The organism is Photobacterium sp. ABD4_091 (assembly GCF_056160145.1).
This window is the reverse complement of sequence record NZ_JBSWWQ010000001.1, coordinates 1,547,215-1,572,541: the sequence shown is the minus strand read 5'-3', so window position 1 is coordinate 1,572,541 and position 25,327 is coordinate 1,547,215. Positions and strand designations below refer to the sequence as shown.

Annotated in this window: 19 protein-coding genes, 3 tRNA genes, 2 rRNA genes and 2 riboswitches; of the genes, 21 read left to right on the top strand and 3 right to left on the bottom strand. The window is 53.1% G+C overall.

All coding sequences use genetic code 11. The features are described 5' to 3' along the window. The first annotated feature begins 142 nt into the window (after positions 1-142). The 12 genes from ACXAGQ_RS07330 (at position 143) to thiH (ending at position 12,136) form a co-directional block, all read left to right on the top strand. Positions 143-3,030 (top strand): 23S ribosomal RNA (locus ACXAGQ_RS07330). Positions 3,031-3,114: 84 nt separating this feature from the next. Further along, positions 3,115-3,230 (top strand): 5S ribosomal RNA (rrf, locus tag ACXAGQ_RS07325). 42 nt (positions 3,231-3,272) lie between these two features. Continuing rightward, a tRNA-Asp gene (locus ACXAGQ_RS07320) sits at positions 3,273-3,349 on the top strand. 36 nt (positions 3,350-3,385) lie between these two features. Beyond that, positions 3,386-3,462: transfer RNA gene (locus ACXAGQ_RS07315), tRNA-Trp, on the top strand. Positions 3,463-3,904: 442 nt separating this feature from the next. Continuing rightward, a tRNA-Trp gene (locus ACXAGQ_RS07310) sits at positions 3,905-3,981 on the top strand. Between the two features lie 270 nt (positions 3,982-4,251). After that, positions 4,252-4,315: riboswitch (Fluoride riboswitch) on the top strand. An 83-nt stretch (positions 4,316-4,398) separates the two neighbouring features. Further along, positions 4,399-5,766: a voltage-gated chloride channel family protein gene (locus ACXAGQ_RS07305; RefSeq protein ID WP_475252911.1), complete on the top strand. Its 1,368-nt coding sequence runs from the start codon at positions 4,399-4,401 to the stop codon at positions 5,764-5,766. A gap of 110 nt (positions 5,767-5,876) precedes the next feature. Further along, positions 5,877-5,974: riboswitch (TPP riboswitch) on the top strand. 118 nt (positions 5,975-6,092) lie between these two features. Beyond that, positions 6,093-8,015 carry a phosphomethylpyrimidine synthase ThiC gene (gene thiC, locus ACXAGQ_RS07300; RefSeq protein WP_475252909.1) on the top strand — a complete coding sequence of 641 codons (1,923 nt, stop codon included), beginning with the start codon at positions 6,093-6,095 and terminating at the stop codon, positions 8,013-8,015. Continuing rightward, positions 8,015-9,244: a thiamine phosphate synthase gene (gene thiE, locus ACXAGQ_RS07295; protein WP_475252907.1), complete on the top strand. Its 1,230-nt coding sequence runs from the start codon at positions 8,015-8,017 to the stop codon at positions 9,242-9,244. Before thiC ends, thiE begins: the two co-directional genes overlap by 1 nt. Before the next feature lie 10 nt (positions 9,245-9,254). Further along, positions 9,255-10,016: a HesA/MoeB/ThiF family protein gene (locus tag ACXAGQ_RS07290; protein ID WP_475252905.1), complete on the top strand. Its 762-nt coding sequence runs from the start codon at positions 9,255-9,257 to the stop codon at positions 10,014-10,016. 7 nt (positions 10,017-10,023) lie between these two features. Beyond that, positions 10,024-10,242 carry a sulfur carrier protein ThiS gene (gene thiS, locus ACXAGQ_RS07285; protein WP_317524683.1) on the top strand — a complete coding sequence of 73 codons (219 nt, stop codon included), beginning with the start codon at positions 10,024-10,026 and terminating at the stop codon, positions 10,240-10,242. Continuing rightward, complete coding sequence (locus tag ACXAGQ_RS07280; RefSeq protein WP_475252903.1) at positions 10,243-11,013, top strand: thiazole synthase; 771 nt, start codon at positions 10,243-10,245, stop codon at positions 11,011-11,013. It abuts the gene before it with no gap. A gap of 10 nt (positions 11,014-11,023) precedes the next feature. Further along, entirely contained in the window at positions 11,024-12,136 is a 1,113-nt protein-coding gene (gene thiH / locus ACXAGQ_RS07275; RefSeq protein WP_475252901.1) for a 2-iminoacetate synthase ThiH, read from the top strand. 105 nt (positions 12,137-12,241) lie between these two features. Here thiH and ACXAGQ_RS07270 read toward each other — a convergent pair whose 3' ends face one another. Further along, complete coding sequence (locus ACXAGQ_RS07270; protein ID WP_475252899.1) at positions 12,242-14,029, bottom strand: aminopeptidase P family protein; 1,788 nt, start codon at positions 14,027-14,029, stop codon at positions 12,242-12,244. 155 nt (positions 14,030-14,184) lie between these two features. Further along, positions 14,185-15,132, bottom strand: a complete 948-nt coding sequence (locus ACXAGQ_RS07265) for a LysR substrate-binding domain-containing protein (RefSeq protein ID WP_475252897.1) — start codon at positions 15,130-15,132, stop codon at positions 14,185-14,187. A 122-nt stretch (positions 15,133-15,254) separates the two neighbouring features. On the opposite strand from ACXAGQ_RS07265, the gene ACXAGQ_RS07260 reads away from it, so the two are divergent. Continuing rightward, positions 15,255-16,451, top strand: a complete 1,197-nt coding sequence (locus ACXAGQ_RS07260; protein WP_475237724.1) for a multidrug effflux MFS transporter — start codon at positions 15,255-15,257, stop codon at positions 16,449-16,451. Positions 16,452-16,566: 115 nt separating this feature from the next. Here ACXAGQ_RS07260 and ACXAGQ_RS07255 read toward each other — a convergent pair whose 3' ends face one another. Next, positions 16,567-17,466, bottom strand: a complete 900-nt coding sequence (locus tag ACXAGQ_RS07255; RefSeq protein ID WP_475252895.1) for a DMT family transporter — start codon at positions 17,464-17,466, stop codon at positions 16,567-16,569. A gap of 266 nt (positions 17,467-17,732) precedes the next feature. Between ACXAGQ_RS07255 and rmuC the strand changes: the two genes are divergently transcribed. From rmuC to ACXAGQ_RS07215, 8 genes are all read left to right on the top strand, one after another. After that, positions 17,733-19,280, top strand: a complete 1,548-nt coding sequence (gene rmuC / locus ACXAGQ_RS07250) for a DNA recombination protein RmuC (RefSeq protein ID WP_475252893.1) — start codon at positions 17,733-17,735, stop codon at positions 19,278-19,280. A 98-nt stretch (positions 19,281-19,378) separates the two neighbouring features. Further along, positions 19,379-20,134 carry a bifunctional demethylmenaquinone methyltransferase/2-methoxy-6-polyprenyl-1,4-benzoquinol methylase UbiE gene (gene ubiE / locus ACXAGQ_RS07245; protein WP_475237730.1) on the top strand — a complete coding sequence of 252 codons (756 nt, stop codon included), beginning with the start codon at positions 19,379-19,381 and terminating at the stop codon, positions 20,132-20,134. Between the two features lie 7 nt (positions 20,135-20,141). Further along, positions 20,142-20,753 (top strand): ubiquinone biosynthesis accessory factor UbiJ, encoded by a 612-nt coding sequence (locus ACXAGQ_RS07240; RefSeq protein ID WP_475252891.1) that lies wholly within the window; start codon positions 20,142-20,144, stop codon positions 20,751-20,753. After that, on the top strand, positions 20,753-22,387 hold the full coding sequence (gene ubiB, locus ACXAGQ_RS07235) for a ubiquinone biosynthesis regulatory protein kinase UbiB (RefSeq protein ID WP_222551609.1): 1,635 nt from the start codon (positions 20,753-20,755) through the stop codon (positions 22,385-22,387). The genes ACXAGQ_RS07240 and ubiB overlap by 1 nt, the downstream gene beginning before the upstream one ends. Before the next feature lie 68 nt (positions 22,388-22,455). After that, positions 22,456-22,713 carry a Sec-independent protein translocase subunit TatA gene (gene tatA, locus ACXAGQ_RS07230; RefSeq protein WP_475252890.1) on the top strand — a complete coding sequence of 86 codons (258 nt, stop codon included), beginning with the start codon at positions 22,456-22,458 and terminating at the stop codon, positions 22,711-22,713. Positions 22,714-22,716: 3 nt separating this feature from the next. Next, positions 22,717-23,058: a Sec-independent protein translocase protein TatB gene (tatB, locus tag ACXAGQ_RS07225; protein ID WP_475252888.1), complete on the top strand. Its 342-nt coding sequence runs from the start codon at positions 22,717-22,719 to the stop codon at positions 23,056-23,058. A gap of 11 nt (positions 23,059-23,069) precedes the next feature. Next, the gene (tatC, locus tag ACXAGQ_RS07220; RefSeq protein WP_475252886.1) at positions 23,070-23,822 is read left to right on the top strand and encodes a Sec-independent protein translocase subunit TatC; all 753 of its coding nucleotides are present in this window, start codon (positions 23,070-23,072) and stop codon (positions 23,820-23,822) included. A gap of 136 nt (positions 23,823-23,958) precedes the next feature. Continuing rightward, positions 23,959-25,290, top strand: a complete 1,332-nt coding sequence (locus tag ACXAGQ_RS07215; RefSeq protein WP_475252884.1) for an IS4 family transposase — start codon at positions 23,959-23,961, stop codon at positions 25,288-25,290. The last annotated feature ends 37 nt before the right edge of the window (positions 25,291-25,327 follow it).

The window sequence follows — 25,327 nt, the reverse complement described above, 5'->3', positions numbered from 1 at the left end:
TCTACTTGAATAAGTAGGAACGAGTTCTCAAGCAACACACATTCAAGTGTCTTGTGTAAGAGTCCGGCGAAACACAGTTCATCATACTCAGATGAACAACCTTGGTTGTTGAGCCATACAGACAGACCCCTTGGGGTTGTATGGTTAAGTGACTAAGCGTACACGGTGGATGCCTGGGCAGTCAGAGGCGATGAAGGACGTGCTAACCTGCGATAAGCCAAGAGAAGATGGTAAGAATCACTATACTCTTGGATTTCCGAATGGGGAAACCCAGCTGCATAAGCAGTTATCAATGCGTGAATACATAGCGCATTGAGGCGAACCGGGGGAACTGAAACATCTAAGTACCCCGAGGAAGAGAAATCAACCGAGATTCCGGCAGTAGCGGCGAGCGAACCCGGATTAGCCCTTAAGCTAGTTTTGCGACAGGTGAATGAGCTGGAAAGCTCAGCGATACAGGGTGATAGCCCCGTAACCGGTAGCGCATTTCGAGTGAAATCGAGTAGGACGGGACACGTGATATCCTGTCTGAACATGGGGGGACCATCCTCCAAGGCTAAATACTCCTGACTGACCGATAGTGAACCAGTACCGTGAGGGAAAGGCGAAAAGAACCCCTGTGAGGGGAGTGAAATAGAACCTGAAACCGTGTACGTACAAGCAGTAGGAGCCCTTCGGGGTGACTGCGTACCTTTTGTATAATGGGTCAGCGACTTAATTTTAGTAGCAAGGTTAACCGTTTAGGGGAGCCGTAGGGAAACCGAGTCTTAACTGGGCGTTCAGTTGCTAGGATTAGACCCGAAACCAGGTGATCTAGCCATGGGCAGGTTGAAGGTGAGGTAACACTTACTGGAGGACCGAACCGACTAATGTTGAAAAATTAGCGGATGACTTGTGGCTAGGGGTGAAAGGCCAATCAAACCTGGAGATAGCTGGTTCTCCCCGAAAGCTATTTAGGTAGCGCCTCGGACGAATACTACTGGGGGTAGAGCACTGTTAAGGCTAGGGGGTCATCCCGACTTACCAACCCTTTGCAAACTCCGAATACCAGTAAGTACTATCCGGGAGACACACGGCGGGTGCTAACGTCCGTCGTGGAGAGGGAAACAACCCAGACCGCCAGCTAAGGTCCCAAAGTTATAGCTAAGTGGGAAACGATGTGGGAAGGCTCAGACAGCCAGGATGTTGGCTTAGAAGCAGCCATCATTTAAAGAAAGCGTAATAGCTCACTGGTCGAGTCGGCCTGCGCGGAAGATTTAACGGGGCTAAGCTATACACCGAAGCTGCGGCAATGCCATTTATGGTATTGGGTAGGGGAGCGTTCTGTAAGCGGTTGAAGGTGCATCGTAAGGTGTGCTGGACGTATCAGAAGTGCGAATGCTGACATGAGTAACGATAAAGGGAGTGAAAAACTCCCTCGCCGGAAGACCAAGGGTTCCTGTCCAACGTTAATCGGGGCAGGGTGAGTCGACCCCTAAGGCGAGGCCGAAAGGCGTAGTCGATGGGAAACGGGTTAATATTCCCGTACTTCTTACTATTGCGATGGGGGGACGGAGAAGGCTAGGTGGGCCTGGCGACGGTTGTCCAGGTTCAAGGGTGTAGGCTGTAATCTTAGGCAAATCCGGGATTACACTAGGCTGAGACCCGATGTCGAGGTGCTACGGCACTGAAGTCATTGATGCCATGCTTCCGGGAAAAGCCTCTAAGCTTCAGATAGTAAGGAATCGTACCCCAAACCGACACAGGTGGTCGGGTAGAGAATACCAAGGCGCTTGAGAGAACTCGGGTGAAGGAACTAGGCAAAATGGTACCGTAACTTCGGGAGAAGGTACGCTGCCGGCGGTGACGAGACTTGCTCTTTAAGCTGCTGGCAGTCGCAGATACCAGGTGGCTGCAACTGTTTATTAAAAACACAGCACTGTGCAAAATCGAAAGATGACGTATACGGTGTGACGCCTGCCCGGTGCCGGAAGGTTAATTGATGGGGTTAGACTTCGGTCGAAGCTCTTGATCGAAGCCCCGGTAAACGGCGGCCGTAACTATAACGGTCCTAAGGTAGCGAAATTCCTTGTCGGGTAAGTTCCGACCTGCACGAATGGCGTAATGATGGCCACGCTGTCTCCACCCGAGACTCAGTGAAATTGAAATCGCAGTGAAGATGCTGCGTACCCGCGGCTAGACGGAAAGACCCCGTGAACCTTTACTACAGCTTGGCACTGAACATTGACCCTACATGTGTAGGATAGGTGGGAGGCTTTGAAACCATGTCGCTAGATATGGTGGAGCCGTCCTTGAAATACCACCCTTGTAGTGTTGATGTTCTAACGTCGCCCCGTTATCCGGGGTGCGGACAGTGCCTGGTGGGTAGTTTGACTGGGGCGGTCTCCTCCCAAAGCGTAACGGAGGAGCACGAAGGTGGGCTAATCACGGTCGGACATCGTGAGGTTAGTGCAATGGCATAAGCCCGCTTGACTGCGAGACTGACAAGTCGAGCAGGTGCGAAAGCAGGTCATAGTGATCCGGTGGTTCTGTATGGAAGGGCCATCGCTCAACGGATAAAAGGTACTCCGGGGATAACAGGCTGATACCGCCCAAGAGTTCATATCGACGGCGGTGTTTGGCACCTCGATGTCGGCTCATCACATCCTGGGGCTGAAGTCGGTCCCAAGGGTATGGCTGTTCGCCATTTAAAGTGGTACGCGAGCTGGGTTTAGAACGTCGTGAGACAGTTCGGTCCCTATCTGCCGTGGGCGTTGGATGATTGAGAGGGGCTGCTCCTAGTACGAGAGGACCGGAGTGGACGAACCTCTGGTGTTCGGGTTGTGTCGCCAGACGCATTGCCCGGTAGCTAAGTTCGGAATCGATAACCGCTGAAAGCATCTAAGCGGGAAGCGAGCCTCAAGATGAGTCATCCCTGAACCTATAAGGTTCCTGAAGGGTTGTTGGAGACTACGACGTAGATAGGCAGGGTGTGTAAGCGTTGTGAGGCGTTGAGCTAACCTGTACTAATTGCCCGTGAGGCTTAACCATACAACACCCAAGGGGTTTTAACGGACTCTGTGAGCACTTGGATGAGTGTTGAGAACATCAGCTTTTTAGATTGTAAGAATTTTGCTTGGCGACCATAGCATTATGGACCCACCTGATCCCATGCCGAACTCAGTAGTGAAACGTAATAGCGCCGATGGTAGTGTGGGGTCTCCCCATGTGAGAGTAGGACATCGCCAGGCTTCCAATTTAGATTATCGCAGTGAACGTGCGGTGATTTGAGTGGAGCGGTAGTTCAGTTGGTTAGAATACCGGCCTGTCACGCCGGGGGTCGCGGGTTCGAGTCCCGTCCGCTCCGCCACTTATTCAGACAAAGTTAAGTCTTTAAAACAACTACAGGGGTGTAGCTCCAATTGGCAGAGCAGCGGATTCCAAATCCGCGTGTTGGGAGTTCGAATCTCTCCACCCCTGCCATCTTCGAAGCCTCAGCAGAAATGCTGAGGCTTTTTTACATCTGTTGCTTCTGCGAAGCAATGTTGGGAGAACTAGGCGTCCCCTTGGCCAGCTAGCCCGATCGAATCCTCCATCCCTGCCATATTCAAGGCTCTAGACTGCGCGTCCCGGCAGAAATACTGGAGCCTTTTTCGTATGTGCAATTGGCAGAGCAGCGGATTCCGCCAATACCAAAACAGCGCGTGTTGGGAGCCCAAACCTCCGGGATACCGGCCCAGTCCACACCTGTCATATTCGAAGCCTCAGCAGAAATGCTGGGGCTTTTTTGTATCTGTAGCTTCTGCCAAATAGCCGATCGCTACTACTTATCTTTCTATTATTTCTTTATTTATCAATACTGTGACTGGCCTAGATAATTTATGATTGATCTCGACCGATTTGTTAGTAGAATGAATAACACATTAGGGGTGTAGCTCCAATTGGCAGAGCAGCGGATTCCAAATCCGCGTGTTGGGAGTTCGAATCTCTCCACCCCTGCCATATTCTAAGGCCTAGTCGAAAGACTAGGCCTTTTTCGTATTATTGCTTCGGATTCCGCTAATACCAAAACAGCGCGTGTTAGGCGTTCGAATCTCCGGGATGCCGGCCCAGTCCACCCTTGCCATCTTCGAAGCCTCAGTCGAAAGACTGGGGCTTTTTTACATCTGTTGCTTCTGCAAAGTGATGTTGGTCTTTCATTTCCTAATTTATTATTTCTCTTGTTGTTATTAGGGATAAGCGGTAGCATTTGTCTATTGCCTTGGTGTTACCGCCATGGCGGGTGATGGAGTTCCACCTTTAACCGCTCAACCGAGATAATGACTCCTGCTGTAGTAGGATAGATCCGTCTATGGTGGGGCTTGTTATTTGCCATAGCATCTATCCTTGAGAGTAATTCGAGATAAAGATAGAAATGGTATGGCGCATCCATTAAGTTCAAATCCTAAAATATTCGTCCAGATCCTCCGTTGGACGCTACTCATCATTCCCGTAGCCGTTATTGTCGGCTCGCTCAATGCCTTTTTCCTTTGGATCCTCAGTGTGGCAACTGCGACCCGGATTGATAACCCGTGGCTTATCTACCTGTTACCACTGGCCGGTATCGTGATCGTTTACTGCTACCGCAACTTGGGGAAAAACTCCGAGGGTGGTAACAACCTCATTATGGATGAGATCCATGAGCCCGGTGCCGGTATTCCTGCCCGAATGGCACCCTTGGTATTGATTACCACTGTGATCACCCACCTGTTTGGTGGCTCGGCAGGTCGTGAAGGAACTGCAGTGCAAATCGGCGGGGCATCGACCCACTGGCTGGCTCGCAAGTTCAAACTCAATGAAGCGGATACCCGGCTGATTTTGATTGCCGGTGTAGCGGCAGGCTTTGGTGCCGTATTCGGCACGCCGCTAACAGGCGCTATCTTTGCCCTGGAAGTGCTAGCGATAGGCCGCCTGCGCTATGATGCAATTATCCCAGCTTTGTTTGCTGCTATCTTGGCTGATGTCGTTTGTTCAGCCTGGGGCGTGCACCATACCCACTACCGGATAGATTTCCTCGAAACCATTACCCTGTTTGAACATGCCGTCAAAGTAGACCTGCTGATGATCGCCAAGATTGTGATTGCTGCCGTGGCTTTTGGTTTGGCGGGATACCTGTTTGGTGAGCTGACTCACGCCTTTAAAGATATCTTCAAGGCGACACTCAAAAACCCGTATTTGATTGTGGTCGTCGGTGGCTTGATTGTTATCGGTGCGGTTCAGCTGATAGGTAACTACGATTACATAGGCTTGGGTGTTTATTCGAGCCGTGAAGGGGGAGTGAGTATCTTGACTGCCTTTCAGGAAGGGGGTGCCGAATGGTATAGCTGGTTGCTCAAATTGCTGCTGACGGCAGTTACCCTGGCTGCTGGCTACAAGGGCGGGGAGGTGACTCCGCTATTCTTCGTTGGGGCGACTTTGGGCAATACCATGGCATGGGTGCTGGGCGCGCCGGTCGACTTGTTTGCCGCCCTGGGCTTTCTTGCTGTTTTTGCGGCTGCGACCAACACACCGTTGGCTTGTACCATTATGGGGATCGAGCTTTTTGGCGCAGAGCACATGCTGTACTTTGCCATTGCGTGCTATACCGCTTACTACTTCAGTGGCCACACGGGCATTTACTCGTCGCAGCGAGTCGCGGTACCCAAGCTATTTGACTTGGATGGGGCTCCAAACATTGCCCATAAGCTTGGTGAGCTGAGGGAGACCCATTCGTCTCTGCTCAAGTCTCTTGTGAAGCGTTTCAAATAAATTTGTCGTGCTCAGTGATGTTATGCAAAAAGAGCAAGGTTTTTGCTGATTGAGGGTTAAATCTGGGGGATCTGCCTTGCCGAGGCCGACCCCCTTTCATATACTGCTAAATCAACTTGTCGGAGTGCCATTTGGCTGAGACCGCATTGCGGGATCCGTAGAACCTGATCAGGCTAATACCTGCGAAGGGAACAAGAGAGACTCTTCTGTATCACTGTATTCACAGTGGCAGTATCAGACGACACTATACACCCTACGTATAGCCTCTTGTTTACGCACCCATCCGCCAAGCAACTTCCCTGTTATGGACAAAAAAGGAAATTGCTATGTCGAATCGCAAACAAGCGAGACTGGAAGCGAAACAATTTATCGACTCACTAACCACCCAGGCTTACCCGAATTCGCGGAAAGTTTATGTCACTGGGAGCCGTGAAGATATCCGCGTACCGATGCGCGAGATTGCCCTGGCTGATAGCCTAGTTGGCGGTACCAAAGAATCCCCTGTTTTCGAGCCTAATGAACCGGTACGGGTCTATGACACCTCTGGTTTCTATACCGATCCTGAGCAGCCAGCTGATATTTATGCTGGCCTGCCTAAGCTCCGTGAAAGTTGGATTGAGGAGCGGGGGGATACTGAACTGCTGGACGAGCTAAGTTCTCAGTATTCCAAAGAGCGCTTAGCTGATGACACCCTTGATGAACTGAGGTTTGAACAACAGGCTCGCATTCGCTGTGCCAAGCCAGGCAAAAATGTCACCCAGCTTCATTATGCCCGCCAGGGGATCATCACGCCTGAGATGGAGTTTATTGCCATTCGCGAAAACATGGGGCGGGCGAAATACCGCGATGAGGTGCTAAACCAGCAGCATCCGGGAATGGCATTTGGTGCCAACCTGCCACAAGAAATCACCCCTGAATTTGTCCGCCAAGAAGTCGCTGAAGGCCGGGCTATTATCCCATCGAATATCAATCACCCTGAAACCGAGCCGATGATCATCGGCCGCAACTTCCTGGTCAAGGTCAACGCCAATATCGGTAACTCGTCAGTGAGCTCGTCGATTGAAGAGGAAGTAGAGAAGCTGGTGTGGTCAACCCGCTGGGGCGGCGATACCGTCATGGATCTCTCAACCGGCCGTAATATCCACGAAACCCGTGAATGGATCATCCGCAACAGCCCGGTACCGATCGGTACTGTGCCTATGTATCAGGCGTTGGAGAAGGTCAATGGTATTGCCGAGAACCTCAACTGGGAAGTGTTCCGTGACACCTTACTCGAGCAGGCCGAGCAGGGGGTTGATTACTTTACTATCCATGCCGGTGTCCTGCTGCGCTATGTCCCGATGACGGCCAAAAGGGTGACGGGAATTGTCTCGCGCGGCGGTTCAATTATGGCCAAGTGGTGCTTGGCGCATCACAAAGAAAGTTTCCTGTACGAGCATTTCCGGGAGATTTGTGAAATCTGTGCCCAGTACGATATTGCCTTGTCACTGGGTGACGGCCTGCGTCCGGGCTCGGTGGCTGATGCCAACGATGAAGCGCAGTTCAGTGAATTGCGTACCTTGGGTGAGCTGACCAAGGTTGCCTGGGAATATGACGTCCAGGTAATGATTGAAGGACCGGGGCATGTGCCAATGCACATGATTAAGGAAAACATGGAAGAGCAGCTCAAGCACTGCCATGAAGCGCCGTTTTATACCCTTGGGCCACTAACCACAGATATTGCACCCGGCTATGACCATATTACCTCCGGCATTGGTGCTGCCATGATTGGTTGGTATGGCTGTGCCATGCTGTGCTATGTCACGCCGAAAGAACATTTGGGCCTACCTAATAAAGAAGATGTAAAGGTGGGGCTGATCACGTACAAGCTGTGTGCCCATGCGGCAGACTTAGCAAAAGGCCACCCTGGTGCTCAAGTGCGTGACAATGCTTTGTCAAAGGCGCGCTTTGAGTTTCGTTGGGAAGATCAATTTAACCTGGCTTTAGACCCTGAAACGGCTCGAGCCTACCATGATGAAACCCTCCCTCAGGAATCCGGCAAGATCGCTCATTTCTGCTCGATGTGCGGACCGAAATTCTGTTCGATGAAGATCTCGCAAGAAGTCCGTGAGTACGCTAGCGGGCTGGAGAAAGACGGTGAACTGGCCGTGCGGATGTTGGATGATCCCCTTGAGGGCATGCAGCAAAAAGCCGATGAATTCCGGGCCAGGGGGAGTGAGTTATATCACCCAATCAAAGAGGAAAGTTAATGAACGCGTTGTGTTTACCCGATCACTTGGCGCCATTACTGATGCATATCGAGCCGTTGTTGGCAGCGGCCGATAAATACCAGCTCGGTGAAGCGGTCAGTATGGAGTGGAGTGGATCGGAGGTGGTAGACATTCATCTTGAAGGGGCAACTTTCAAGGTGGCGTTTAATCCGTCCGAGAGTGTGGTACAGGGCTTGGAGGTGCGCGATCAGTGGATTGCCCCTTATCCGACTCTGGCCGAGATGCAGCAGCAGGTTGCGGCTAACCCAGCGTTGGTGGTCTGTGGCCTGCCGACAGAGCAAGGCTGTGTCGATATCTGGCATCACCTTGGTGAAGCCCGCGCAGTGTATTGCCACCATGCCGGGGCAAGTGAGCCACAGCGCGCCATGTTGCTGGCTGCATTGGCTTTGGATTACCCGCTGGAAGATGCGGTCACGCTATCGCGCGCCCATGCCCGAGGTTACCTGGAGAGCCATGCTGATGGCTATGGTGAAACTGGCTGGCCGATGACTCGCGCATTGTTCCCGCGTCCATTGACGGCTAACCACCCTGAGTGCGATGAACTTGGCTGGGCCAGTAAAGAAGTGGCCGTTTCGCCGTTTGCCACGGTGGAGCGCGATAAGTTGGCGCTGTATCCGGTTGTCGATACGGCCCAGTGGGTGACCCGCTTGCTTGATTTGGGCGTGAAAACGACCCAGCTGCGGATCAAAGATCCCTCTGAGCCTACGTTGCCTGTCCAAATCACCACGATCGTTGAGGCCGGCAAGCAGCATGGTGCCCAGGTATTCGTGAATGACTATTGGCAACTGGCGATTGATAACCAGGCTTATGGCGTCCACCTTGGGCAGGAAGATCTGGAAACCGCTGACCTAGCAGCGATTCAGCAGGCTGGGCTGCGTCTTGGGCTATCGACTCACGGCTACTACGAAATTCTACGTGCGGCGGAGTTTGCTCCTAGCTATATCGCTTTGGGCCATATCTTCCCGACAACCACTAAGGATATGCCATCTAAACCGCAGGGGCTTAACCGCTTGGCCCTTTACCAAAAGCTGATTGGTGACGCGTTCCCGACAGTCGCGATTGGTGGCATCGACTTGTCCCGTGCTGAGAGAGTCTGGCGAACAGGAGTAAGCAGTGTCGCGGTTGTCCGTGCTGTTACCCAAGCCGATGACCCGGCGAAGGCTATTGCGGCGTTTGAAGATATCTTAGTGCACAACCCGGCCGAATAGGATGGCAACCATGCTCAGTGATCAGGAATTTCTTCGTTATAACCGCCAGATCATGCTGCCGCAGATCGGTGAGCCAGGCCAGCAGTCACTCTCTAATGCGCAGGTGTTGTTGGTGGGTGCCGGCGGTTTAGGCTCAGCTGCGGCTTTGTACCTTGCTGGGGCGGGTATCGGCAATTTGGTGATCGCCGATGACGATACGGTCGATAGCTCAAACCTGCAGCGCCAGGTGATCTATCGCGATAGCGATCAGGGTAAAGCCAAGGCACAGATGGCAGCGGAGCAGTTGCAGGCATTAAACCCGCATATCCGTATCCGGGCAGTGAAAGCTCGGCTGGCCGATCAGCGGTTGGCAATGGAGGTATCGCTGGCTGATGTCGTGCTTGACTGCTCTGACAACCTAAAAACCCGATATGCCGTCAATCAGGCCTGTTTCAAGGCCAATAAACCATTGGTATCGGGAGCTGCGATTCGTTGGCAAGGGCAACTGATGGCCTTTGATTTCCGTCAGGGCAAAGGACCTTGCTACCACTGTTTGTTCCCGCGCCAGGAAGGAGCGGTCGAAGAGCCGCAGAACTGCAGTAATTCCGGTATTGCCGGGCCGGTGGTCGGTACTATCGGCAATTTGCAAGCATTAGAAACTATAAAACTACTGACCAGTGCTGGTGAGGTGGGCTTTGGCACGCTACGCCAGTTCGATGGTCTGACGATGGGCTGGCAAGCCTTTCAACTTCCAACAGATAGATCGTGCCCGGTTTGCGGGACGGGAGAATAGAACCACTATGACGACTGCGACTCTGATCCAGGTACGGGTCAATGATAAACCGGTAGAGGTGCCAGAGGGCCAGTCTCTCAGCGCACTGTTGACGCAACTCGAGATGCCGCTACAGGCTACAGCTGTAGCCTTGAATGAAGATATTGTTGCCCGCAGCGAGTGGGAAACAACTGTACTGAGCGCTGGCGATCGCATCGCCCTGTTCCAAGCGATTGCAGGAGGATAAATGCTAACTATCGCTGATAAGACGTTCTCGTCACGCCTGTTTACTGGTACCGGTAAGTATGCCAACCGCCATGCTATGACTGAATCGATTATTGCCTCGGGCTCCGAGCTGGTGACCATGGCACTTAAGCGCGTAGATATTGAAAACCGTGATGACGATATCCTTGCGCCGTTGATTGATGCCGGGGTAAACCTGCTACCAAATACGTCTGGTGCCAAAAATGCCAAGGAAGCGGTATTTGCCGCCAAGCTTGCCCGAGAAGCACTTGGTACGAATTGGCTTAAGCTAGAAATCCACCCAGATCCGAAGTATTTGATGCCTGATCCGATCGAAACATTGGCGGCTGCAGAAGAACTGGTTCGTGAAGGTTTCATCGTGTTGCCATACTGCCATGCCGATCCTGTGCTGTGTAAGCGCCTGGAAGAAGTGGGCTGTGCGGCAGTGATGCCGCTGGGTGCACCGATTGGCTCTAACAAGGGTTTGGCTTCGCGCGATTTCCTCGAAATCATCATTGACCAAGCCAAGGTGCCAGTAATTGTTGATGCGGGTATTGGTGCACCATCCCATGCTGCTGAAGCAATGGAGATGGGGGCTGATGCGGTATTGGTCAATACTGCCATTGCGGCAGCTGCTGACCCTATCGCCATGGGCCGTGCCTTCAAGCTGGCGGTTGAAAGTGGCCGTATGGCGTATGAAGCTGGATTGGCGGGGACGGTTAACCATGCTATTGCTTCTAGTCCGCTGACGGCGTTCTTGGATCAGCCGGCCTAAGGAGCTTGCGATGAGTTTTGTTGATGAGTGGAAGCAGCTGGACTGGGATGATATCCGCTTGTCCATTTATGGCAAGACCGCGGCGGATGTCGAGCGGGCACTGCGTAAACCCAAGCGTGATTTGGAAGATTTCAAAGCCCTGATCTCGCCAGCGGCCGAGCCTTACCTCGAGCAGATGGCGCAGCAGTCGGCTGCGTTGACCCGCAAGCGTTTCGGTCATACGGTGTCGTTTTATATTCCGCTATATCTGTCGAACCTGTGTGCCAATGCGTGCACCTACTGTGGTTTCTCGATGGAAAACCGCATCAAGCGCCGTACCTTGGACATGGCCGAGATTGAACGTGAGTGTGAGGCCATCAAGGCCAAGCAGTTCGACAGTATCCTGCTGGTGACCGGTGAGCACGAGCGCAAGGTCGGGATGGAATATTTCCGCAAGGCGCTGCCGGCGATCAAATCCCATTTCAGTTATCTGGCAATGGAAGTCCAGCCGCTGGAGCAAGGCGAATATGCCGAGCTCAAAACCCTCGGCTTGGATGCGGTCATGGTGTACCAGGAAACCTACAGTGCACCGACCTACGCCCAGCACCACCTGCGTGGCAGCAAGATGGACTTTGAGTACCGGCTGGAAACACCGGATCGCCTGGCCAAGGCGGGTATCGACAAGATCGGTATCGGTGCATTGATCGGCCTTGAAGAGTGGCGTACCGACTGTTTCTTTGCCGCTGCACATTTGGATTATCTTGAGCGTACCTACTGGCAGACCCGTTATTCGATCTCCTTCCCGCGCCTGCGCCCGTGTGAAGGCGGCTTGCAGCCCAAATCGGTGATGGATGACCGCCAGTTGGTACAGCTGATCTGTGCTTATCGGTTGTTTAACCCTGAGGTTGAGCTGTCGCTGTCAACCCGGGAGTCAGCGCAGTTCCGTGATAACGTGCTGCCACTAGGGATCACCACCATGTCGGCAGAATCCAAGACCCAGCCAGGCGGCTATGCCAATGATGAGCCGGAGCTTGAGCAGTTTGCTATCAGCGATGAGCGGCCAGCTGCCGATGTTGCCGCTGCGGTTAAGCAGCGCGGCTTTGAGGTGGTGTGGAAGGATTGGCACCACGCTTATTCCGGCTAATTGCCAAGATAAAGTGATGAAAATAAAAACGCCCGTAAAGTATAGCTTTGCGGGCGTTTTCTTTATGCTGTTGGTGATGTGCCAACAACAGATGTCAGCTGGCTATTAGCGGGCTAGCGGCGCGGTTGCCTGCTCAAGCCAAGCCAGGTCATCACCTTTCAGCGATGGGCTCAGTACGTCGAACACGGTCTGATGGTAGTTGTTAAGCCAGGTTAGCTCGGCGTCTGTCATCAGGGACAGGTCAACCAGGCGGCGGTCGATAGGCGCGCGGGTCAGTGACTCGAAGCCCATGACTGTCATATCGCCAGCGGTTTCCACTTCGACAACCAGCTCCAGGTTTTCGATACGAATACCGAAGGCATCGGCACGGTAGTAACCCGGCTCGTTAGACAGCACCATGCCCGGCAGCAGGGCCGTTGGGTTGTGTACTTTGGCAATGCGCTGCGGGCCTTCGTGCACGCTCAGGAAGTGGCCGACACCATGGCCAGTACCGTGGTCGTAATCAAAGCCGTATGCCCATAGGTGCTGGCGGGCAAGGGCATCAAGCTGTGAGCCAGTGGTCCCTTTCGGGAAACGGGCCGAAGCCAGGCCAATGTGGCCTTTAAGTACCAAAGTGAATGTTTTCTTCACTTCATCGCCCGGCTCGCCGATGGCGATAGTACGGGTGATATCGGTAGTGCCGTCTGGGTACTGGCCGCCTGAATCCACTAAGTAGACGTTGTCCATTTCCAGCACGCTAGGCTCTGGCTGGTTGTTGTGGTTGTAGTGGCACATCGCCGCATTGCCGGCAGCAGCGGAAATCGTATCGAAGCTGACATCGGTGCAGCTGCTGTCTTCGCTGCGGAACTGCCACAGTTTGTCGGACAGAGTGCCTTCATCAAGCAGGTTGCCCTGGGCTACTTGGCTGTCTACCCATGCCAGGAATTTGCTGACGGCAACGCCATCGCGGATATGGCTGGCTTTCATACCGGCAATTTCCGTCGGGTTCTTGGCCGCTTTCGGTAGCAGGCATGGATCAGCCGCTTCCAGCAGCGTGGCTCCTGCATCGCGTAGGGTTTGGCTGGCCCAGGCGTTGCTGGTGGCTGGGTCAACTAATACAGCTTTGCCTGCTAGTTGCTTCAGGCCTGCTTCTAGTGCCTCCGGTGCGTTGACACGGACGCCTTCGCCCACATGGTCGGCAAAGCCTGCCGGCAAGCGGCTTGGGTCAATGTAGAAATCGACGCTTTGATCGGCATGAAGCAGAGCAGTAGAAAGCAGTACTGGCAGGCTTGGTACATCGCTGCCACGGATGTTCAGTAGCCAGGCAATGCTATCGAGCTGGGTTAGCAGCACGGCATCGGCTTTTTGCTTGGTCAGCTCGGCAGCAATGAGCTCACGCTTGTCGCTGCTGCTCTGGCCGACGAAGTCCAATCCCATTAGCTTGGCCTGAGACAAGGTCGCTTCTGGACGATCTGCCCAGAATTGCTCGATTGGGTTGTCGCTAATGCTGACTAGCTCCAGCTCGCCTGCTACTTGCGCCTGGGTGCGGGTTAGCCATGCTGCGCTATGAAGGCGCGGGTCAATCGCCACTTTGCTGCTTTTCGCCAGGTTGTCCAGCGCCCACTGCATCGGCGGCTCGTCGATCAGGTGGCGGTATTCGTAGACATCCCCCGGTACTTGCTTGCGTACCTGGACCACGTAGCGGCCATCGACAAACATCGCTGCTATGTCGCGGGCGATCACTGCCATACCGGCAGAGCCGGTGAAGCCGGTCGCCCAGTGCAGGCGCTCGTTGTGGGCAGGAATATATTCGCCCAGGTATTCATCTTCGTGCGGGATCAATAGGGCGTCGAGCTGGTTTGCTTCCAGCCATTGGCGGATCTGCGCGACGCGTTGCGAGATAACTGCTTGCATGTGTTTATTTTTCCTTTCACTGAGTCACCGTCCGTGTGACGGCTATAAGGGCAGCCTGAATAACAAATAACCCTGCCTGTTACTTACGGTGGGCAGGAAATATTGGCTGTTCAGGCTGATCTCCCTAAATTAGCGCTTTTGCGTAATAGCTGCAATTAGCTAACAGGCAAATCACGGCAGCGCGAGGTGATAATTTGTCGTAACCAGCTATGCCCGGGGTCTTTTTCTTGATGTTGATGCCAGAAAAGGGTGTAGGCCATAGGAGGAAGTGCTGACGGCAGCGGCAACACTGCCAAGTCGAGCTGGGCACTGATGTATGAGGCAAAATGGCTCGGGGCGGTAAACACCAAGTCGGTATGGGTGCACAGGCTGGCAGCGCTGTTGAAGTCCGGGACATACATCGCGATATCCCGCTGCAACCCCCGCTCGGCCAGCTTGTAGTCGAGCAGCCAGCGGTCGTCATTGCCGCAGCGCACTTGGATATGGCGCTGCTGGAGGTAACTAGCCTCGTCCCAGGCCTGCGACAGGATAGGGTGGCCCTTGCGCACCAGGCAGCATTGGCTATCGCGGCAAAGCTCGGTAAATACGATCCCCTTTGGCGGCATCAGCGTCATCATCGCATCCTTGGGGTTGAGATCCTTGCCGGTGATCCCGAAGTCAATTTCGCCGTTGATCAGCTTGTCAAAGGTATTCGGCTCCCATGCCTGGGTGTCGAGGATGATATTCGGCCCTTCGGCGAAAATATCCCCAAGAAACTGTGGCAGAAACAACGGGTAAGCACTTTCGACCAGCGCCATGCGAAAGTGGCGGTCACTGGTGTGGGGCACGAAACTGGCCGGTGCTGTCAGGTGCTCGATATCCCTCAGCAGTTGCTCGAGCATGGGCATCAAGGCCATGGCTCGCGGGGTAGGTTTCATGCCATGAGCCGTACGAACAAACAAAGGATCATCGAATTGTTCACGCAGCCGGTTGAGGCTTTTGCTGACGGCTGACTGGCTCAAGCACAGCCGCTTTGCGGCCAGTGTGACGCTGCCTTCTTCGAGCAGAACATGGAGGCAGACCAATAGGTTGAGATCCAACCTGGCGAGTTTTTCAAATGACACGGCACCTTTCTCCTCGTAAGAGATATGATATTCCTAAATGGAAAATCGGTGTTGAATATATACCATTTCTATTCATATCTCGAACGCCGTAAACTGCCGCCATTGCTCAACAGGATAATACTATGCAACCGAAACACTCTGCGGATAAACGGCTGGTGGCCTTGATGGTAACCCTGGTGCTGTTCAGCCCGCTAGCCATTGATATTTACCTGCCAGCGCTACCGGCGATGGCGGAGACCTTTGCGGTCGATTTGACCCGGGTTCAGGATACCGTGACTTGGTTTATGTTCAGCCTTGGCCTCGGCCAGTTGCTGGCAGGCCCTTTGGCTGACCGTATCGGACGTCGCCCGATTGCCCTTGGTGGCATCGCGATTTACGGTGCGAGCGCCGCTCTGGCCTACGTAGCCCAAACCCTGGATATGCTTTTGGTTGCCCGCTTACTACAGGGCTTCGGTGCCTGCGCGACCTCGGTTGCCGCTTTTGCAGCAGTACGTGATAGCTTCGGCCCGGAGAAAAGCGGTCGGATGATCAGTTACCTCAATGGTGCGATCTGCTTTATCCCGGCATTGGCACCACTCTTGGGCACTTGGCTGACTCACCAGTTTGGCTGGCGCGCCAACTTCAGTTTCATGGCTGGTTTTGCTTTGGTCGCAGGCTTGTTTATTTTGCTGCTGTTCCGCGAGACCCGCCCGGCAGATACCGATGTCTCGGGCTCGGCGATAAGCCTGTCTCGTTACTGGTCTGTCCTTCGTGAGCCGACTTTCTTGTACCATGCCAGCCTCTGCATGCTAGCAATGGCTGTGATTCTGGCCTACGTAACTTCTGCACCTGCATGGTTGATGGTTGAGCTTGGCCAGAGCATGAACCAGTTCACCCTATGGTTTGGTATCAATGCTGCATTGAATATCCTGGCGTGCATGGTTGCGCCTAAATATATCGACCGCTTCGGTTCGCGCAAGACGCTGAATACAGGCTTGGTGATCTTGGTGCTGGCAGGTGTGTTGATGCTGCTGGTGGGCCATATTGCCGAGGCATGGGCCTTTATGGTGCCGATTTTCATGTCTTCGTTCGGCTTTGCCTTTGTGCTTGGCTCGGCGGCGGGCAAAGCGCTGGCCCCGTTTGGTGACCGTGCTGGTACCGCAGCGGCGCTGTTGGGCCTGTTCCAGATGAGTGGTGCCGGTGCCATGGTTAGCCTGACTCAGCGTTTGGGTTTGAGCTCACCGGATTTGATGGTGCTGCAGATGTGGCTGCTGATCCCTGGCTTGTTCCTGCTTTGGACGAAGATGGGCCGCCGCTGGCACGCCCCGGTTACCGCCTAATACTCTCGATAATAAAAAGACGCCGTCCCTTTTAAGGCGCAGGGTCTCGACAACCCTTACTCACTAGTTTGCCTGCCACATAGTGGCAGGCTTTTTTTATTCTGCTGTCAAAGGGCTATGCGGCAGACTCTGTCTGTTGCTTTTTGCCTTTCCATTGCTGGATCACCAGCCCGCAGACAATCAGTACCAAGCCGACCAGCGTTGAGCTGTGGATCTCTTCACCGATAATCGTTGCCAGCAACATCAGCGAGATGAACGGGGAGATAAAGATCAGGTTGCTGATCCGTGCGGTGTTTCGGGTCAGCTTGAGGGCATTGATCCATAGCACGAACGTTACCCCCATTTCGAACAGACCGACATAGCTCACCGCCGCCCAGCCTTGCCAAGGGATAGCCGTCCAGCCACCGGTGTAAAGGCTCAAACCGATGGAGAATGGCAGCGATACCAAAAAGCCAAGCAAAACACCCAATACCGCATCGGCCTGGTTTTTGGTATTGAGGATCCAGTACATCGCCCACAGAATGGTCGATAGCAGCGCCAGTGCGACGCCGGTTGGGTTATCGAACTGCAATGCCATCACATCGCCCTTGGTCGCAATTACCACCACGCCAAGGTAGCCCAGTGCACAGGCAGCCCAGTCTTGTTTGCGGATTTTCTGACCGAGGAATACCGCCGCCATCAGTGTCAGGGTGATCGCCCAGCTATAGTTGAGCGGCTGGGCTTGGGAAGCGGGCAGTAGCTCGTAGGCTTTGAACAGCACCAAGTAGTAGGCAAATGGGTTGATCAGTCCCAGCAGCAAGTAATAGAGCGGCCTTGCCATAAAGGTTCGCCCCAAAAGATGCAGCTTGCCTTGGTAGAGGGCAATACCGGCAAGGGCGAGGGCGGATACCACACTGGCGGCAACCAGCATCTGGATCGGGGTAAAGAAATCAAGGGTGATCTTAAAAGCGGTGGCAACGGTCGACCACAGCAGGACGGCCGCCAGGCCATACCCGAGCGCATAACGTTCGTTCATTGTTCATCCATAATCAATAGCTGCGCCGGCAAGGCTGCAGGGAATATCAGGTTAGGACGTCAGTGTATGCGATTGCACAGGAGCCGACCAGATAATTGCTAAAAAGGAATGTGAGCGCATTATTGGAATGAAGAGTGGGGTGTGCAATAGAAGGGCAGTGGTGTGGTTTTCTGCGCGAGTGAAACTGGACATTTATCCAGTATCCTCTTAGCCTTATTGGCAAAAGCAGATCAATTGCTGGTTAATCAAAGGGTCAGGAACAAAGCATGATGAATGAGTGGATGTCGGGGTACGGCTTGGCGATGGTGACGGGGGTCTCCGGCGCCGTGGCGGCAGGGGGTATCGCGGCATGGCTGGTGAAAAACCGCTGGCAGCAGCAAATGGCGCTGTTGCGCCAGCAGGCAGAAGCCGAGTTGAAATTGGTCCAGAGTAAAATACAGCATTTCCAAGGCCAGATTGATGAGCGCAACCAGGAGCTGGACGAAATGGATATCGAGCGCGATAGGCTAACTGCCGAGTTGCGCCAGATGCATGGCCGTTTGGCCGCCGCGCTGGAAAAGATGCGCCACTTCGAAGCGCTCAGGAACGAAAAGCAGTACCTGACTGAGCAGCTGGAAAACAGCCGGATGGCTAACGCCGGCCTCGAAGCCGATTTGCGCGAGCAGGAAGCTCGTCATTTTGAAGAGCAGAAAGCGGCGGATGACAAAATTGCCTTGCTGGAAAATGCCGAAGAGAGGCTGCGGATTCAGTTCGAGAGCTTGGCCAACAAGATGTTCGAGCACAAAACCCGGACCGTCGACCAGCAGAACCGTATCAGTATGGAAGGCCTGCTCGGGCCGCTGCGCGAGCAGCTCGAAGGCTTCCGAAAGCAGGTTAACGACAACTTCAGCCAGGAAGCCCGCGAGCGCCATACGCTGGTGCATGAGATCAACAACCTCAAACAGCTCAACGAACAAATGGCGCGCGAGGCCGTCAACCTGACCCAAGCACTCAAAGGTGACAACAAAGCGCAGGGCAACTGGGGGGAAGTGGTGCTTGCGCGGGTGCTGAGCGAGTCTGGCCTGCGGGAGGGGCATGAGTACCAGACCCAGATCAGCCTCGAGAACGAAGAGGGCAAGCGTTACCAGCCCGATGTAGTGGTACATCTGCCGCAGAACAAAGATGTGGTGATCGATGCCAAGATGTCACTGATTGCCTATGAGCGCTTTTTCAATGCCGATAATGTTGCCGAGCAGGAGTTGGCGCTGGGCGAGCATGTTGCTTCTGTCCGCAGCCATATCCGCGGCTTGAGCCGCAAGGACTACCATCAGCTGCACGGGGTCGAGAGCCTCGATTATGTGCTGATGTTTATTCCGGTCGAGCCGGCGTTCCAGGCAGCCATCGCAGCTGACCCTAGCCTGATCCGCGATGCGATGGATCAGAACATCATGTTGGTCAGCCCGACCACCTTGCTGGTGGCGTTGCGTACCATCAATAATCTCTGGCGCAACGAGCGCCAGAATCAAAATGCCAAGCAGATCGCCGAGCGGGCTAGCAAGCTGTATGACAAGCTGCGACTGTTTGTTACTGATATGGAAGCTATGGGTGCGTCGCTGGAGAAGGCCAACCAGAGCTACCAGGGCGCCATGAACAAGCTGGTGACAGGTCGCGGCAACGTGATCCGCCAGGCCGAGGGCTTCCGCCAGTTAGGCGTTGAGGTCAAGCGCGATATCAGCCCATTGTTGACCGAGCGGGCGATGCTGGGTGCAGCTGATGACAATGCTTCGTCCGAGGACGCGTTGGCCGCAATTGGCGAGGATAGCCCGACAGCGTAATTGTACGCTGTGGACATAGATGCAGGTTGTGCTTTGAGCAAACCTCAACCATCAAGTACACTAGGGCGAAATAATACGTTAACCGTGACGGAAGTAGCATGACGGACACCACACTAGAGACGACCCATTTTGGCTACCGGACTGTAGCCAAGGAAGACAAGGCAGAAATGGTTGCTGAAGTATTTCACTCGGTAGCAGCCAAGTACGACATTATGAATGACTTGATGTCGATGGGAGTTCATCGCGTGTGGAAGCGCTTCACCATAGATTGCAGTGGTGTTCGCCGTGGTCACAAGGTTCTTGACCTCGGTGGTGGTACCGGTGATCTGACAGCCAAGTTCTCGCGCATTGTCGGTGATGACGGCCAGGTGATCTTGGCTGATATCAACAACTCGATGCTTAAGGTTGGCCGTAGCAAACTGCGTGATAACGGCATTGTCGGCAACGTCGGCTATGTTCAGGCCAACGCCGAAGAGCTACCGTTCCCTGATGATTACTTTGACTGTATTACCATCAGCTTCTGTCTGCGTAACGTGACCGACAAGGACAAGGCGCTGCGTTCGATGTATCGCGTGCTGAAGCCGGGTGGCCGCCTGTTGGTGTTGGAATTTTCCAAGCCGATTATCGAGCCGCTGTCTAAAGTCTATGACGCTTACTCTTTCCACCTGTTGCCAAAAATGGGTGAAGTGATTGCTAATGATGCCGAAAGTTACCGTTACCTGGCGGAATCCATTCGCATGCACCCGGATCAAGACACCCTTGAAGGGATGATGCAGAACGCCGGCTTCGAGCAGACCAACTACTACAACCTGACCGGTGGCATTGTTGCCCTGCACCGTGGCTACAAATTCTGAGGAACCCATGCCTGTTGACGCGTTTGTAACCGGGGCGATCGAGACCTCGCTCAATACACTGCTGAAAGATGATGAAGACAGCCAGCGTCGCCTTGCCCGTCTGAAAGGTAAGGTGATTGGCGTCACCATCAATGAGTTCGGCAAGCAGCTGTATTTTGTCTTCAGCCAGCAGATCGATGTGTTGGGAGCCTATGAGGGCGAAGCTGACTGCCAGCTTGCCCTGAACCTGTCGGTGTTGCCTGAGCTCCGTCAGCAAGCCAACCTAACCCAGCTGATCAAGGCCGACAAGCTGTCGCTGGACGGTGATATCCAGTTGGCCCAGCAGTTTTCAGCACTGCTCAGTGGGTTGAAACCGGATGTCGAAGAAAAACTATCGCAATATACCGGTGATATAGTTGCCCACACCCTGGTGAGTGGTGCCAAACAAGGCGCACGCTTTATCCAGCAAGGAGTGGCCAAACGCCAGCGCGACTTGGCTGAAGTGATCACTGAAGAGTGGCGCTTGGCACCGCAGGCGTTGGAAATTGCCTATTTTGCCGATCAGGTCGATGACCTGAAGATGGACGTAGCACGCTGTGAAGCACGCCTGAACCGCCTAATGGAGCAAGCGCCTCGATGATGGTGTTGTCAGAAGTAAAGCGTTTATACCAAATTACCGCTGTTCAGCTGCGTTATGGGCTGGACGAGCTGTTGCCGGAAGACCCTCGGCTCAAATTGCCAAAGGCAATGCGTAAATCCCTGTTCTGGCTGCGCAACGAGCATCCGGAAAAGCCATTGGGCGAGCGCTTGCGCTTGGCGTTGCAGGAGCTTGGTCCGGTATGGATCAAATTCGGCCAGATGATGTCGACCCGTCGTGATCTGTTCCCGCCGCACATTGCTGACCAGCTGGCGCTGCTGCAAGATCAGGTCGCGCCATTCGATGGTCGCTTAGCCAAGCAGCAGATGGAAAAAGCCTTGGGCGGCCCGCTCGAGACGTGGTTTGATGATTTTGACGAGGTGCCACTGGCATCGGCGTCGATTGCCCAGGTGCATACCGCGACCTTGAAGGAAACTGGCAAGGAAGTGGTGCTCAAGGTGATCCGCCCGGACATCCTGCCGGTGATCAAGGCTGATATTACCTTGATGTATCGCATGGCAGGTTTGCTGGCCAAAGTGCTGCCGGATGCACGTCGCCTGCGCCCGGTTGAGGTTGTCCGTGAGTATGAGAAAACCTTGCTCGACGAACTGAACCTGATGCGCGAGGCCGCCAACGGCATTCAGCTAAGGCGTAACTTCGAAGACAGCCATATGCTGTATGTCCCAGAGGTGTATACCGATCTTAGCCGGGAAAACCTGCTGGTGATGGAACGCATCTACGGCATTCAGGTGTCGGATATCGATGCGCTGGTGGCCAACGGTACTGACATGAAGCTGCTGTCGGAAAATGCGGTGACGATTTTCTTCACCCAGGTGTTCCGTGACAGCTTCTTCCATGCTGACATGCACCCGGGCAATATTTTTGTCGCCCGGGAAAACCCGGAAAACCCGCAGTGGATCGCACTAGACTGTGGCATTGTCGGCAGCTTGAACCGCGAGGACAAGCGCTACCTGGCCGAGAACCTGCTGGCGTTTTTCAACCGTGACTACCGCAAGGTGGCCGAGCTGCATGTTGATTCTGGCTGGGTGCCGGAAGATACCAACATCGACGAGTTTGAATTCGCCATCCGCACCGTGTGCGAGCCGATTTTCGAAAAGCCGCTGGCCGAGATCTCGTTTGGCCATGTGCTGCTTAACCTGTTCAATACCGCGCGCCGCTTCAATATGGAAGTGCAGCCACAGTTGGTATTGCTGCAGAAAACCTTATTATATGTAGAGGGATTGGGGCGCCAGCTGTATCCGCAGCTCGATTTGTGGGATACCGCCAAGCCTTTCCTGGAAGACTGGATGTCTCGTCAGGTCGGCCCGCAGGCCGTGATTGACGGGGTGAAAACCCGGGCGCCATTCTGGGCGGAGAAATTACCGGAGCTACCGGAATTACTTTACGATAGTTTGCGCCAAGGCAATGCGCTGAACCAACGTATCGATAAACTCTATGACAACTTCATGGAGAGTCGACGTTACCAGGGCCAGGCAAGGTTCTACTTTGGCATTGGTGCAACTCTGGTTGTATGTTCTGCCATACTTTTTAGTAATCATATTGAAAACTATTCAGCTATCAGTGCTGCAATGGGGGTCACGTTTTGGTTACTTGGGTGGCGTGCTTGCCGCAAATAGGCGGTAAAGTATGCGGCCAACACATAAACGATTTGTTATTAACCACAATTAGCTGAGGTAAAACAAGCATGGGTGGTATCAGTATCTGGCAATTGCTAATCATTGCACTAATCATTGTTCTGCTGTTCGGAACCAAGAAGTTGCGTACACTGGGCGGTGACTTGGGCTCTGCCGTGAAAGGTTTCAAGAAGGCTATCGGCGATGACGAGCCTTCGACTGAGAAGAAAGATGCAGCAGCTGATGCAGACTTCGATCAGAAGAAACTGGCTGACGAACAGCAGGGTGATCAGGCTCAGAAGAGCCAGAAAGACAAAGAGCAGGTTTAACACGTGTTTGATATCGGGTTCTGGGAACTAATACTGATCTCCGTGGTGGGATTGGTTGTACTGGGGCCGGAACGCCTACCCGTCGCGATACGTACCGTATCGCGCTGGATTGGGGCTGCACGTAATATGGCGAACTCGGTTAAGGATGAACTGAACCAGGAACTTAAGATCCAGGAACTTCAGGAAAACTTGAAAAAAGCCGAGCAAATGGGGATGAAAGACCTCTCGCCAGAGCTGAGGGACACTGTCGAGGAGCTGAAGAAAGCAGCCTCCGATGTGCAGCGTCCTTATGGCGACAAAAAAGACGAGCAGCCTTCGGCGACGACCTCTCAAAAGCAGGATTAATATAAGTCACTATGTCTACAGTTGAAGATACGCAACCGTTATTCAGCCACTTGCTTGAGCTGCGTAACCGCTTGTTGCGTTCAATCCTGAGTGTCATTGTGGTTTTTCTTGGCCTGGTGTGGTTTGCCAACGACATTTATGCCTTCATCTCCGCGCCTTTGGTAGAACGTTTACCGGAAGGCGCGAGCATGATCGCAACGGATGTGGCATCGCCATTCTTTACGCCAATTAAGCTCACCTTGGTGACCTCGGTGTTTATTGCTGTGCCGATGATCTTGTATCAGGTTTGGGCCTTTGTGGCACCGGGGCTGTACAAGCATGAGCGCAAGCTGATCATGCCGCTGCTGTTTTCCAGCTCGCTGCTGTTCTATACGGGTATGGCTTTTGCGTACTTTGTGGTATTCCCACTGGTATTTAGCTTCTTTACCAACACAGCACCGGAAGGGATCACGGTCGCGACAGATATCGCCAGCTACCTGGATTTTGTTCTGGCATTGTTCTTGGCATTCGGTATTGCGTTTGAAATCCCGGTAGCCATTATCTTGCTGTGCTGGACAGGGGCGACGGATCCGCAAAGCCTACGTACTAAAAGGCCGTACATCATCGTGGGTGCCTTCGTGGTAGGTATGATGCTGACACCGCCAGATATGATTTCGCAGACTCTGCTGGCCATTCCGATGTGCTTGCTGTTTGAGGTCGGTTTGTTCTTCTCGCGCTTCTACGTCCGCGAGCAAGAAGAAGACGATGCGGCCGAAGAGCAGTAAGGCATATGATAGCCTGTGACGCAGGCAAGAAAAAACCGGCCAAGGCCTAACACCGATCAGTTAAGCCATTGATCAGTTGAATGATCCTACGGTTGAGTGAAAATACCCCCAGACATTAAGTTTGGGGGTATTTTTTATGTTGGCACATTGGCTTATAGATGTTGATGATTTTGCTTCACCTGACTCACTCTCTTTGTTTCAGAAAGAGTTGCCGCTTGAGTGGATTCAGCAGGCACTCGATGACACCAATAAAGCAAGCTTGAGGCGACGGAAGTTACCGGCTGAGCTTGTGGTCTGGCTCGTTGTCGGGATTGGTTTATACCGCGATAGACCGATTACCGATGTACTTGATAAGTTAGATCTGAAGCTTTCCAGTTCTCTAGGTGAATCCATTGCTCCAAGTGCGATCCCCCAAGCAAGAAAACGGTTAACGGCTAAGCCTCTCGAAGCTTTATTTACATTAACTGCACAACATTGGGCACAAACAGAAGATAGTGATGATACATGGTTCGGATTAAAGCTTTTCTCTGTTGATGGTACGCAATTTAGAACCCACGATACCCCAGCTCTTGCAGAGCATTTTCAATACGTTAAGCACAGTAAAACACGCCATACTGAATACCCAGTTGTAAGGCTATGTGCACTTTGCTCCCTTCGAAGTCGCCTAATCCATAATGTCGCTTTTGGCCCTAGCTACAACGGTGAAGAAAGCTACGCCAAGCAACTCATTTCCTCTGCAACGGCCAACTCTCTTACTATTTTCGACCGATGTTATTTAGGTGCGGAGTTAATGATTAACTGGCAAAACCAACATGGTTCTAGCCACTGGATGACCCCCATAAAATCCAATACAAAGTACACAATCATAGAGCAGTTAGATGAAGACGGGCGTGACTTGATAGTCGAAATGAATGTTTCTCAACACGCTCGCAAAAAAGATCCTCATCTGCCTGAAAAGTGGCAAGCTAGGCTTGCGCTTTATCCAGAAAAAGAGCAACCCAATCATATAAAAGGGGTTTTGACGTCCCTAACAGACAAAAAATATGACCTGCAATCCTTACTTGATGTTTACTTCGAACGATGGGAAATCGAAAACAGTTATGGGGAGATAAAGCATGACATGCTTGAAGATGAGATCCTACTCCGTAGTCAATCAATCGAAGGTGTTGAGCAGGAGATCTGGGGCATTTTAATTGCTTATAACCTAGTCCGGTTGGAAATAAGCAGGATAGCAAAAGAAGCTAAAGTGTCGCCTTTACGGATCAGTTTCATGATGGCGTTGAGGGATATCCAGGATGAACTAATGTGGTGTGCAATCGCATCGCCCGGTTCAATACCCAAGAAGTTAAGGGCAATGCGGGAAAGAGTGAAACGTTATATTTTGCCGGAACGAAAAAAACGGCCCAAATCAAGGACCGTTCGTATCAGTAAAGCCCGCTATGTGGTTCGCTCCAAACATCTTAATTGATAGGAGTTAGGCCAAGGCCGGTTTTTTATTGGGGGAA

Coding starts and splice junctions, on each gene's coding strand:
- ACXAGQ_RS07305 (WP_475252911.1), top strand. CDS start 4,399: ATGGCGCATCCATTAAGTTCAAATCCTAAAATATTCGTCCAGATCCTC.
- thiC (WP_475252909.1), top strand. CDS start 6,093: ATGTCGAATCGCAAACAAGCGAGACTGGAAGCGAAACAATTTATCGAC.
- thiE (WP_475252907.1), top strand. CDS start 8,015: ATGAACGCGTTGTGTTTACCCGATCACTTGGCGCCATTACTGATGCAT.
- ACXAGQ_RS07290 (WP_475252905.1), top strand. CDS start 9,255: ATGCTCAGTGATCAGGAATTTCTTCGTTATAACCGCCAGATCATGCTG.
- thiS (WP_317524683.1), top strand. CDS start 10,024: ATGACGACTGCGACTCTGATCCAGGTACGGGTCAATGATAAACCGGTA.
- ACXAGQ_RS07280 (WP_475252903.1), top strand. CDS start 10,243: ATGCTAACTATCGCTGATAAGACGTTCTCGTCACGCCTGTTTACTGGT.
- thiH (WP_475252901.1), top strand. CDS start 11,024: ATGAGTTTTGTTGATGAGTGGAAGCAGCTGGACTGGGATGATATCCGC.
- ACXAGQ_RS07270 (WP_475252899.1), bottom strand. CDS start 14,029: ATGCAAGCAGTTATCTCGCAACGCGTCGCGCAGATCCGCCAATGGCTG.
- ACXAGQ_RS07260 (WP_475237724.1), top strand. CDS start 15,255: ATGCAACCGAAACACTCTGCGGATAAACGGCTGGTGGCCTTGATGGTA.
- ACXAGQ_RS07255 (WP_475252895.1), bottom strand. CDS start 17,466: ATGAACGAACGTTATGCGCTCGGGTATGGCCTGGCGGCCGTCCTGCTG.
- rmuC (WP_475252893.1), top strand. CDS start 17,733: ATGATGAATGAGTGGATGTCGGGGTACGGCTTGGCGATGGTGACGGGG.
- ubiE (WP_475237730.1), top strand. CDS start 19,379: ATGACGGACACCACACTAGAGACGACCCATTTTGGCTACCGGACTGTA.
- ACXAGQ_RS07240 (WP_475252891.1), top strand. CDS start 20,142: ATGCCTGTTGACGCGTTTGTAACCGGGGCGATCGAGACCTCGCTCAAT.
- ubiB (WP_222551609.1), top strand. CDS start 20,753: ATGGTGTTGTCAGAAGTAAAGCGTTTATACCAAATTACCGCTGTTCAG.
- tatA (WP_475252890.1), top strand. CDS start 22,456: ATGGGTGGTATCAGTATCTGGCAATTGCTAATCATTGCACTAATCATT.
- tatC (WP_475252886.1), top strand. CDS start 23,070: ATGTCTACAGTTGAAGATACGCAACCGTTATTCAGCCACTTGCTTGAG.
- ACXAGQ_RS07215 (WP_475252884.1), top strand. CDS start 23,959: ATGTTGGCACATTGGCTTATAGATGTTGATGATTTTGCTTCACCTGAC.